The 10,617-nt window shown below is 72.8% G+C and carries 9 protein-coding genes; 5 read left to right on the forward strand and 4 right to left on the reverse strand.

The features are described from left to right. A partial coding sequence (locus BU198_RS21290; RefSeq protein WP_188298455.1) for an ROK family protein occupies positions 1-271 on the forward strand: 271 nt, incomplete at its 5' end. Positions 272-446: 175 nt separating this feature from the next. Here BU198_RS21290 and BU198_RS21295 read toward each other — a convergent pair. Continuing rightward, positions 447-1,487: an ABC transporter permease gene (locus BU198_RS21295; RefSeq protein ID WP_223244728.1), complete on the reverse strand. Its 1,041-nt coding sequence runs from the start codon at positions 1,485-1,487 to the stop codon at positions 447-449. A gap of 126 nt (positions 1,488-1,613) precedes the next feature. Here BU198_RS21295 and BU198_RS21300 point away from each other — a divergent pair, with 126 nt between their 5' ends. Both BU198_RS21300 and BU198_RS21305 read left to right on the forward strand, forming a co-directional pair. Further along, the gene (locus BU198_RS21300) at positions 1,614-2,063 is read left to right on the forward strand and encodes a MarR family winged helix-turn-helix transcriptional regulator (protein ID WP_317620234.1); all 450 of its coding nucleotides are present in this window, start codon (positions 1,614-1,616) and stop codon (positions 2,061-2,063) included. Positions 2,064-2,217: 154 nt separating this feature from the next. Further along, on the forward strand, positions 2,218-3,771 hold the full coding sequence (locus tag BU198_RS21305) for an MDR family MFS transporter (RefSeq protein WP_223244729.1): 1,554 nt from the start codon (positions 2,218-2,220) through the stop codon (positions 3,769-3,771). A gap of 103 nt (positions 3,772-3,874) precedes the next feature. Here the strand turns inward: BU198_RS21305 and BU198_RS21310 are convergent, their stop codons facing one another. Together BU198_RS21310 and BU198_RS21315 are read right to left on the reverse strand one after the other, a co-directional pair. After that, positions 3,875-4,126, reverse strand: coding sequence for a hypothetical protein (locus BU198_RS21310; RefSeq protein ID WP_188298457.1), 252 nt, complete (start codon positions 4,124-4,126; stop codon positions 3,875-3,877). Between the two features lie 26 nt (positions 4,127-4,152). Continuing rightward, the gene (locus BU198_RS21315; protein WP_188298458.1) at positions 4,153-5,340 is read right to left on the reverse strand and encodes an inorganic phosphate transporter; all 1,188 of its coding nucleotides are present in this window, start codon (positions 5,338-5,340) and stop codon (positions 4,153-4,155) included. A 337-nt stretch (positions 5,341-5,677) separates the two neighbouring features. Between BU198_RS21315 and BU198_RS21320 the strand changes: the two genes are divergently transcribed. Beyond that, the gene (locus BU198_RS21320) at positions 5,678-7,258 is read left to right on the forward strand and encodes a C40 family peptidase (RefSeq protein WP_188298459.1); all 1,581 of its coding nucleotides are present in this window, start codon (positions 5,678-5,680) and stop codon (positions 7,256-7,258) included. 69 nt (positions 7,259-7,327) lie between these two features. Here BU198_RS21320 and BU198_RS21325 read toward each other — a convergent pair whose 3' ends face one another. Further along, complete coding sequence (locus BU198_RS21325; RefSeq protein WP_188298460.1) at positions 7,328-9,607, reverse strand: FdhF/YdeP family oxidoreductase; 2,280 nt, start codon at positions 9,605-9,607, stop codon at positions 7,328-7,330. A 139-nt stretch (positions 9,608-9,746) separates the two neighbouring features. Between BU198_RS21325 and BU198_RS21330 the strand changes: the two genes are divergently transcribed. Then, the coding region (locus BU198_RS21330; protein ID WP_188298461.1) for a serine/threonine-protein kinase at positions 9,747-10,617 on the forward strand (871 nt) is incomplete at its 3' end.

The raw sequence follows: 10,617 nt of genomic DNA on the forward strand, positions 1-10,617 counted from the left end.
CGGGGCCGGCACGGCGCTCGGCACCGCGGCCGCCGGTGCGGTGAACCTGTTGGACCCGGCGGAGGTGGTGCTGGGCGGCGGCTACGCCAGGCTGGCGCCCTGGCTGCTGCCCGCGATGCGGGCCGAGCTGGCCGCCAGGGTGACGGTGCGGCCGTGGTCCGACGACCGGCTGACCGTCTCCCGGCTGGGCCGCCGGGGCCCGCTGCTGGGTGCGGCGGTGCGGGTCGTCCGGGCCGTCGTCGCCGAGCCGGGGCCGTTCACGGCGGCCTGACGGCTTGAGAGCGGGACGGCCTGACGGCCTGACGGTGTGAGGGAGGGACGGCCGGGGAACGGGCCCTCGGACGCCCGGCACACCGGCCCGGACGAGCCGCACCGGCACACCCCGGACGCACCGAGCCCCCGGCCGCGGTGGCCGGGGGCTCGGTGGAGTCGGGTACGGGGGCGGATCAGGCCTCGATGGCGACCGGCGCGTCACCCTCGGAACGCCCGCGCCGCAGCACGGCCAGCAGGGCGATGCCGATGCCGACCAGTGCCCAGACCACCATGACCAGGATCGGCAGCCCCAGGTTGGTGGAGCCGAAGTAGGCGATCGACTTGGTGGCGGTGGTGCCGGCGCCGTTGGGGATCCACGAGCCGATGGCCCGCCAGAACGGCGGCGTCATCGGCGCCGGGTAGACCCCGCCCGCGCTCGGGTTGCCGAGCACCACGAAGATCAGCACCGCGACGCCGATGCCGAGGATGTCGAACAGGCACTGGAGCGCCATGGTGAAGGCGCCGACGGTGAACACCACCAGGGCACCGATGGCGCTCAGGCCGAGGACCGAGCCGGGCAGCGCGTCCAGGATCGGTCCGGCGATCACCGTGCCGAGCAGGCCGGCTCCGATCGAGTACACCGCGAGGACGCCGAGGCGGATCAGCAGACGGTGGGTGTTGGCCGGCTTGGAGCCCGCGCTGATGCCCAGGATCGAGGCGACCAGGTAGCCGCCGACGCACCAGCCGATGACCAGGTAGAACGCGGAGAGGCCGTTGTTGTCGCCCTTGGCGAGCGGCACCACGTCCTGGACCTTGACGGTCCGGCCCTGGCTCTGGTCGATCGCGGTGGTGATGGTCTCGGCGGCCTTGGCGGCGGCGGTGCCACGGGCGTTGCCGACCAGCAGGGTGTCCTGGGTGGAGGTCGGGTCCACGACCAGCGCGGCGTAGAGCTTCTGGTCCTTGATCAGCTGGGTCGCCGTCTCGGCGTCCGGCGCGGTGCTGGCCCGGACGGCGTCGTTCGGCACCGCCTCCAGCGCGCCGACCAGCTTGGGGGCGACCTGCGGCGGGGCGACCACCGCGATGGAGAGGTTCTGCGGGGCGGGCTTGTGCAGCGCCCCGATGTAGGAGGTGATGAAGCCGAGCTGGAGCAGCAGCACGCCGAACACGAGCAGTGCCGCGCGCGGGGTGACCGCACCCTTCAGTTCGGCGACGAAACCCTGCCCCGGGGCTGCCATCCACATCTCCTTGCGTAATGGGGAAAAACGGTACTTCCAGAACCGATACTTCATACCATGAACTAGTTGGCTTGTCGCACCTCCCGCGCCGCACGGGGGTCGGTGCCGCTGCGCGATACTGGCGCGGTGAGTGACGAAGAAGCCCTGGTGGCGGTGGAGCGCGAGGTCGCGCTGATGTTCCGGCGGGGCCGGGCCAGAGTGGCGGAACTCTCACGGCGGGTGCACCCGGGGCTGGAGGGCATGGCGTACAGCCTGCTCGGCTACATCGAGCAGGCGGGGCCGGTGCGGGTGACCGACGTCGGCGTGCACTTCGCGATCGGCAAGGCGACGGTGAGCCGGCAGGTCCGGACGCTGGAGGAGCTGGGCCTGGTCGCCAGGGAGACGGATCCGCTGGACCGCAGGGCCGCGCTGGTGTCGCTCACCGAGGACGGGCGGCGGCGCTACCTGGCCGCGCAGGGCGTCCGGTTGCGGCGGGTGCGCGAGGTGATGGGCGGCTGGTCGCCGGAGGACGTGGCCCGCTTCGCGGAGCTGCTGCACCGCTTCAACGACGTTCTGGAGGAGCCGGCGGCCGAGTGACCGGGAGGTCGCCGGCGAGGTGACCGGGGCCCGTGGGCGCGGTCTTTACTTCCCCTTGAAGAAAGTTGCCTAACTCAACCATCCAGCTTATGGTTGCTTACGGCAACGAACTTTCATGATCCGCGTATCCCGCGCGCCTCGCCGAAGGACCCAGATGACCGTGACCACCGAGGCCGCGAGCGGAACCGCCGCCGCGACCGACAGTCAACAGATGACGCACCGACAGGTGATGGAGGCGCTCTCCGGCCTGCTGCTCGGCCTCTTCGTGGCCGTGCTCTCCTCGACCGTCGTCTCCAACGCCCTGCCGCACATCCTGGCCGACCTGCACGGCGGCCAGTCCGCGTACACCTGGGTGATCACCGCGTCGCTGCTCACCCTCACCGCCTCCACCCCGATCTGGGGCAAGCTCTCCGACCTCGTCAGCAAGAAGCTGCTGCTCCAGATCGCCCTGCTGATCTACATCGGCACCTCGGCGCTGGCCGGCCTCTCGCAGAACACCGGCGAGCTGATCGCCTGTCGCGCGCTCCAGGGAATCGGCGCCGGCGGTGTCGTGGCGCTCGGCCAGATCTGCCTGGCCGCGATGGTCCCGGCGCGCGAACGCGGCCGGTACAGCGGCTACTTCGGCGCGGTCTTCGCGCTCGCCACCATCGGCGGCCCGCTGATCGGCGGCGTCATCGTGGACACCGCCTGGCTGGGCTGGCGCTGGTGCTTCTACGTGGGCATCCCGTTCGCGGTGGTCGCGATCCTGGTGGTGCAGCGCACCCTCAAGCTGCCGGTGGTCAAGCGCAAGGCGAAGATCGACTACCTGGGCGCGGTGGTCATCACCGCCTCGGTCAGCCTGCTGATGATCTGGATCACCCTGGCCGGCAAGAACTACGCCTGGCTGTCCTGGCAGACCGCGGCCATGGTCGGCGGCGGGGTGCTGCTGGGCGCCCTGGCCATCGTGATCGAGCGCCGCGCCGCCGAGCCGATCATCCCGCCGAGCCTGTTCAAGTACCGCACCGTCACCCTGGCCGCGCTCGCCAGCGTGCTGGTCGGCGTCGGGATGTACGGCGCGACCACCTTCCTCAGCCAGTACTTCCAGCTGGCCCGCGCCAAGTCCCCGACCATGGCCGGCCTGATGACCCTGCCGATGATCCTCGGCCTGGCGGTCTCCTCCGCGGTGGCCGGCCGGCTGATCACCAAGTACGGCAAGTGGAAGGCCTACCTGGTCTCCGGCACCGCGCTGCTCGCGGTCGGCTTCGGCCTGCTCGGTACCGCCAGGGCCGACACCAGCTACGTGCTGCTCTCCGTCTACATGGCGATCACCGGCGTCGGGCTCGGCCTGACCAGCCAGAACCTGGTGCTCGCGGTGCAGAACACGGTGCCCAGGCACGAGCTCGGCGCGGCCAGCTCGGTGGTCACCTTCTTCCGCACCATGGGCGGCGCGATGGGCGTCTCCGCGCTCGGCGCGCTGATGTCGAACAAGGTCGGCCACTACCTGGCCGAGAACCTGGCCGCGGCGCACATCCCGGCGTCGGCCGCGGCGTCCGGCGGCGGCATCCCGGACCTGGCCAAGCTGCCGGCCCCGATCGTGCCGCTGGTGACGGACGCCTTCGGCCACGGCGTCGGCACCATCTTCCTGTGGGCCGCCCCGTTCGCGGCGCTGGCCTTCGTCACGGTGCTGTTCATCCGGGAGACGGCGCTGAAGACCGCCACGGAGGGCTGACCGGCCGGGGACTGACCGGCCGGGGACCCACCGGCAGCCGGGATACGCGAACGGGCCGGGGAGTGTGGACGCACTCCCCGGCCCGTCGTCCTGCGTGCGGCGGCTACCTGCCGGCGATCAGCGACAGTCCGTAGAGGACGACCGCGCCGCACAGCGCGAAGCAGACGTACGCGCCGGCCAGGGCGAGCCTGCCGCCGCCCGCGGCCGCGGTGCCGCCGTCCTCACCGGCGCTGCCCGCAGCGGCCTCGCGGCGGGACAGCGCCAGGATGCCGAGCGCGAAGACGGCGACCACGGCGACGGTGACGCCGAAGCTGATCCCGGCGGTCTGGGCCAGGGCGTTCCACTTGATGTGCATGGTGAGTGCTCCTCAGCCTGCGGCGCTCAGGCCGCGACCGTGGTCGAGGCGGGGGTGGGGGCGTTCGCCGTACCGGTCGGTGCGACCTCGACCGGGGTGACGTCGACCGGGGTGACGTCGTTGACGTTGTCCGCGCCGACCGGCTGGCGGCGGGAGATCAGCCACATCGCGGCCGAGCCGGCCACCAGCACGGCGCCGACCAGGGCGATGCCCCAGTTGCCCTGCTCGGCCAGCAGGGCCGCGCCGCCGGACACCACGGCGGCGGCCGGCAGGGTCAGGCCCCAGGTGTAGACCATGCGGCGGACCAGGCTCCAGCGCAGCTCGCCCTTCGGGCCGCCGAGGCCGGCGCCCATGATGCCGCCGGAGCAGACCTGGGTGGTGGAGAGGCCGAAGCCCATGTGCGAGGAGGTCAGGATGACGGTCGCGGCGGCCGACTCGGAGGCGAAGCCCTGCGGGGGGCGGATGTCCGCCAGGCCCTTGCCCATCGAGCGGATGATCCGCCAGCCGCCCATGTAGGTGCCGAGCGCGATCGCGGCGCCGGCCGAGACGATCACCCAGACGGGGGGCAGCGCGCCGTGCGGCAGGGCGCCGACCGAGACCAGGGTGAGGGTGATGATGCCCATCGTCTTCTGGGCGTCGTTGGTGCCGTGCGCGAGCGAGATCAGCGAGGAGGAGAAGATCTGGCCGGTCTTGAAGCCCTTCTCGGTGGTCGCGGTGTTGCCCTTGCGGGTGATCGCGTAGGCCAGCTTGGTGGCACCCCAGGAGGCCAGTCCGGCGACGAACGGCGAGGCGACCGCGGGGATGAGGATCTTGGTGATCACGGTGTCGAAGTTGACGCCGTTCATGCCGACACCGACGACGGTGGCGCCGATCAGGCCGCCGTACAGGGCGTGCGAGGAACTCGACGGCAGGCCGCGCAGCCAGGTCAGCAGGTTCCAGAGGATCGCGCCGGCCAGGGCGGCGAAGATGATCTCGGGATGGACTCCGGCCTTCTCGTTGACGATGCCGCCGGAGATGGTGGTGGCGACCTTCACGGACAGGAACGCGCCCGCGAAGTTGAGCAGGGCCGCGATGGTGACCGCGACCTTCGGACGAAGGGCCCCGGTCGCGATCGCGGTGGCGGCCGCGTTGGCGGTGTCGTGGAACCCGTTTGTGAAGTCGAAGGCGAGCGCCGTGATGATCACAACGGCCACCAGGAACGAGATGTGTTCCATACCCAAACAATCGTCTTAGTTGTCGCACGGACGTTGATGACGTCGCGACCGTAGGTCTGCTTGGTAAACGGAAGGTGAACTGGACCGGGAATCATGGTTCCGATGGTTGACTCGCGGTGACCAGTGCCTTTCATCGGAGTGACCCAGGGCGCGCTGAACTGGACATTAGCGAAGAACCTGCCGGTTCGACCCGATTTGCTGAGAGCTGTCTCACAGGTCCATCGAGAATTAACCTCCCGGTCCGCGCGCGCCCTGTTTCCGTCGGGGGACCCGTGGGAGGATCTGCGGGATCCGGGAAGCCGGGACAGGGGCAGTGTGCGGCGGGGAGGACCAGGCCATGGGCGGGGCGGGACAGAGAGCGGAGACGGCACGCGTACGGCCCTGGGTCCGGGCGGCACTGCGCTGCGGAGCCGTCCTCGCGGCCGCCGCGCTCGCGCTGCCCGTGGGCGCCCAGGCCGCCTGGGCCGCACCCGACCCGGGGACCGGCCAGACCGCCGCCGGCGCGGACCCGCTCGCCGCCGCCAAGGCCACCCTCGGCCCGATGCTCGACCAGCTGCACGCCCTCTACCAGAGCGCCGAGGCCGCCACCGAGCAGTACAACGGCGCCGTCGCCAAGGTGACGGAGCAGCAGACCTCGCTCACCGACCTCCAGGGCCGGTTCGACCGCCAGCAGAAGCAGGTCGACGCCGGCACCGACATCGCCTCGCAGCTCGCCGCCGCGCAGTACCGCAACGGGGCCACGTCCGCGTACGCCGAGCTGCTGCTCTCCAAGGACCCGTACGAGGCGGTCGTCATCGCCGAGCTGCTCGCCTCGGCCAGCCGCTCGCAGTCGGAGTTCCTGGACAAGCTGAAGAGCGACCGGGACGCGCTGGACGGGCTGCGGAAGCAGACCGAGGAGGCGCTGAACACCTCCCGGACGCTGGTCACCCAGCAGGACTCGGCCAAGGCCAAGGCGGCCGCCGACCTCGCCGCGGTCGAGCAGGCGGTCGCCTCGCTGACCGGCGCCCAGCGGACCGAGCTGGAGCAGCTGGAGAAGGCCAAGGCGGACGAGGCGCAGCTCGCGTTCCTCGCCTCGGGGGCGCTCGGCAAGGGGGAGCGCACGCCCTCCTTGCAGGGGCGCGCGGCCATAGCCTTCGCGCTGGCGCAGCTGGGCAAGCCGTACCTGTGGGGCGGCACCGGACCGGGCTCCTACGACTGCTCGGGCCTCACCTCGCAGGCCTGGCTGCACGCGGGCCGGCCGATTCCGCGCACCAGCCAGGAGCAGTGGGCGCAGCTGCCGCACGTGGCGCTCGACCAGCTGCGGCCCGGCGACCTGGTGATCTACTTCCAGGACGCCTCGCACGTCGGGATGTACATCGGCGGCGGGCTGGTCGTGCAGGCACCGCGGCCCGGGGCGTTCATCAAGATCTCGCCGATCGGCTCGATGCCGATCCTCGGAGCCGTCCGGCCCGACCCGTCCGGCGCGGCGGACGACGCCGGCGGCGCGTGGAAGGTGCCCGACCTCCCGCCGGGCTGGGACTCCGTCACGCCGATAGCGCCGAGCCCGGCCGGCCAGGTGCCGACCCCGCCGGCCGCGGGCGGCGCGGTGACGCCCCCGGTGGTGCCGGAGACGCCGGGTGGCACCGGTACGCCGACCACGCCGGGCGGCACGGGTACGCCGACCGACCCGGGGACGCCGTCGAACCCCGGCACGCCGTCGGAGACCGGGACGCCCACGCCGACCCCGACCGGGACGCCGAACACTCCGGCCCCGACCCCGACCGACACCCCGGGGACGCCCACCCCGACCGGGACCGGGACGCCGACCGGCACCCCGACCGACACCCGGACGGGGAGCCCGACCGGCACCGGCTCGGCGAGCGCCACGGCGCAGGGCAGCGCCACGGCGACGCTGCCGCTGGGCACGCCGACCCACTGACGCGGTCGCGCGGAGGCCGCCCCACGTCACCGGACGTGGGGCGGCCTCCGCGCCGTTCCGGCCGCCGGGTCAGGCGCCGCTGTCGGGGGCGAAGCGGATGACCACGGCCTTGGAGGTGGGGGTGTTGCTGATGTCCGCGGTGGAGTCGAGCGGCACCAGGACGTTGGTCTCGGGGTAGTAGGCCGCCGCGCCGCCGCGGGCGACGGGGTAGTGGACGACGCGGAAGTGCGGGGCGCGGCGCTCCACGCCGTCGCTCCACTCGCCGACCAGGTCCACGTACCCGCCGTCGGTGAGCCCGAGCTCCTCGGCGTCGGCGGGGTTGACCAGGACCACCCGGCGGCCGCCCTTGATGCCGCGGTAGCGGTCGTCGAGGCCGTAGATCGTGGTGTTGTACTGGTCGTGCGAGCGCAGGGTCTGGAGCAGCAGCCGGCCCGGCGGGACCTCGGGGGCGGTCAGCGGGTTGACCGAGAAGTTGGCCCGGCCGGTCGCGGTCGGGAAGGTGCGGGAGTCCCGGGGGCCGTGCGGCAGGGTGAAGCCGCCGGGGCGGCGGACCTTCTCGTTGTAGTCCTCGAAGCCCGGCACGACGCGGGCGATCCGGTCCCGCAGGGTGTCGTAGTCGGTGGCGAAGTCCTCCCACGGCACGGTGTCCCGCGGGCCGAGCACGGCGCGGGCGAGGCGGCAGACGATCGCGGTCTCGGAGAGCAGACCGGGCGCGGGCGGACGCAGGCCGCCGCGCGAGGCGTGCACCTGGCCCATCGAGTCCTCGACGCTGACGAACTGGGCGCCGCGCCCGGTGACGTCCCGGTCGGTGCGGCCCAGGGTGGGCAGGATCAGCGCGCGGGCGCCGGTGATCACGTGCGAGCGGTTGAGCTTGGTGGAGACGTGGACGGTCAGCCGGCAGCGGCGCATCGCGGCCTCGGTGACCTCGGTGTCCGGGGTGGCCGCGACGAAGTTGCCGCCCATCGCGAAGAACACCCCGATCCGGCCGTCGCGCATCGCGCGGATGGTGTCCACCGAGTCGAGTCCGTGCTCGCGCGGCGGCTCGAAGCCGAACTCCCCGCCCAGCGCGTCCAGGAAGGCGGGGGCCGGCCGCTCGAAGATGCCCATCGTCCGGTCGCCCTGGACGTTGCTGTGCCCGCGCACCGGGCAGACCCCGGCGCCGGGGCGGCCCACGTTGCCGCGCAGCAGCAGGAAGTTGACCACCTCGCGGATGGTCGGGACGGCGTGCTTGTGCTGGGTGAGGCCCATCGCCCAGCAGACGATGATCTTCTCGGACCTCAGCACCAGCCGGCCGAGCTCCTCGATCTGCTCCCAGGGGAGGCCGGTCGCGGCGAGCACCTCCGCCCGGTCGGTCGTCAGCGCCTGGGCCTCGAACTCCTCGAAGCCGTGGCAGTGTTCGGCGACGAACGCGCGGTCCACGCCGTCCCGCTCCAGGACGATCCGGTTGAGCGCGCGGAACAGCGCGAGGTCGCCGCCGAGGCGGATCTGGAGGAAGAGGTCGGTCAGCTTGGTGCCGTGGCCGACCAGGCCGCGGGCGTGCTGGGGGTTCTTGAACCGCTCCAGGCCGGCCTCCGGCAGCGGGTTGACGCTGACGACGGTGGCGCCGGCCCGCTTGGCGCGCTCCAGCGCGGAGAGCATCCGGGGGTGGTTGGTGCCGGGGTTCTGGCCGGCCACGATGATCAGGTCGGCCTGGTAGAGGTCCTTGAGGCTGACGCTGCCCTTGCCGATGCCGAGCGTCTCGGTGAGCGCCGAACCGGAGGACTCGTGGCACATGTTGGAGCAGTCCGGCAGGTTGTTGGTGCCGAGCCGGCGGGCGAACAGCTGGTACGCGAAGGCGGCCTCGTTGCTGGTCCGGCCCGAGGTGTAGAAGGCGGCGCCGTCCGGGGTGTCCAGGGCCTTCAGCTCCTCGGCGATCAGCGCGAAGGCGTCGTCCCAGGAGACCGGCGTGTAGTGGGTGGCGCCCTCGTCGAGAAGCATCGGCTGGGTGAGCCTGCCCTGCTGGCCGAGCCAGTAGCCGGAGCGTCCGGCGAGGTCGGCGACCGGGTGGGCGGCGAAGAACTCGGCGCGTATCCGGCGCTCGGTGGCCTCCTCGGCGACGGCCTTGGCGCCGTTCTCGCAGAACTCGGCGGTGTGCGTCCGGTCCGGCTCGGGCCAGGCGCAGCCGGGGCAGTCGAAGCCGTCCGGCTGGTTGACCTTGCGCAGGGTGGCCAGGGTGCGGCGGGCGCCCATCTGCTCGGCGGCCATCCGCAGGCTGTGGCCGACGGCGGTCAGCCCGGCGGCCGCGTGCTGGGGCGCCGACACCTCGGGGGAGTCCTGCGCCGGGTCGCTCTGCGGGGCCTGTTTGGCCATGACTGCGCTCCTCGGGCTCTGCTGGTCCGAGCCGCCGCACCGGCGCGGGGCTCGGGTCCATCCTTCCACCGGCTCCGTGCGGAGGGGAGGGCCGTCGGTAGAGTCTGGGCGTCAGGACGGGGAGGGGGAGGAGGGGCACGTGCGAGTCGGTGACGTCCTCGACGGCCGGTACGAGCTGGAGGAGAAGCTCGGCCAGGGCGGTTTCGGGGTGGTGTGGCGGGCCAGGGACACCCGGATGGGGCGGCCGGTGGCGGTCAAGGTCATCGGGCACCACGACGGTGACCGGGCGAAGGCGGCGCTGCGGTTCGTCCGGGAGGCCGGCGCGGCGGGCAACCTGTCGCACCCGCACATCGTCACGGTGCACGACCTCGGCCAGTGCGAGGTGGGCGGCCGGCAGGTCACCTACCTGGTGATGGAGCTGCTCACCGGCCGCACCCTGACCGAGGTGCTGCGGGCGGGGGTGCCCGAGCCCGCGCTCGGCCTGCGCTGGGGCCGGGAGATCAGCAGCGCCCTGGCGGCCGCGCACGACGCGGGCATGGTGCACCGGGACATCAAGCCGGACAACGTGATGATCACCGATGCCGGGCACCTCAAGGTGCTGGACTTCGGCATCGCCCAGCTGGACACCGGCACGGGCGGGCTGACCACCACCGGGACGATCGTCGGCAGCCCGGCGTACATGGCGCCGGAGCGCTGGACCGGCGGCCGGGTGGACGGGCGGGCCGACCTGTACGCGCTGGGCTGCGTGCTCGTCGAACTCTTCACCGGGGCAAGGCCGTTCGGCGGGGACTCGACGCCGGTACTGATGTACCGGCACCTCAACGAGGCGCCGGCGCCGCTGGACCCGGCGCAGTTCGGGCTGCCGCCGCAGGTGGCCGGGCTGGTCGCCGAGCTGCTGGCCAAGGACCCGGCGGACCGGCCGGCGGACGCCCGTACGGTCGAGCGGCGGCTCGCCGAGCCGGCCGGGTGGTCCGGCGGCGGGGCGGGCGCACCGGCGGCGGTGCCGACGG

Source organism: Streptomyces sp. CBMA156, from assembly GCF_014596515.1.
Classification (GTDB): Bacteria; Actinomycetota; Actinomycetes; order Streptomycetales; family Streptomycetaceae; genus Kitasatospora.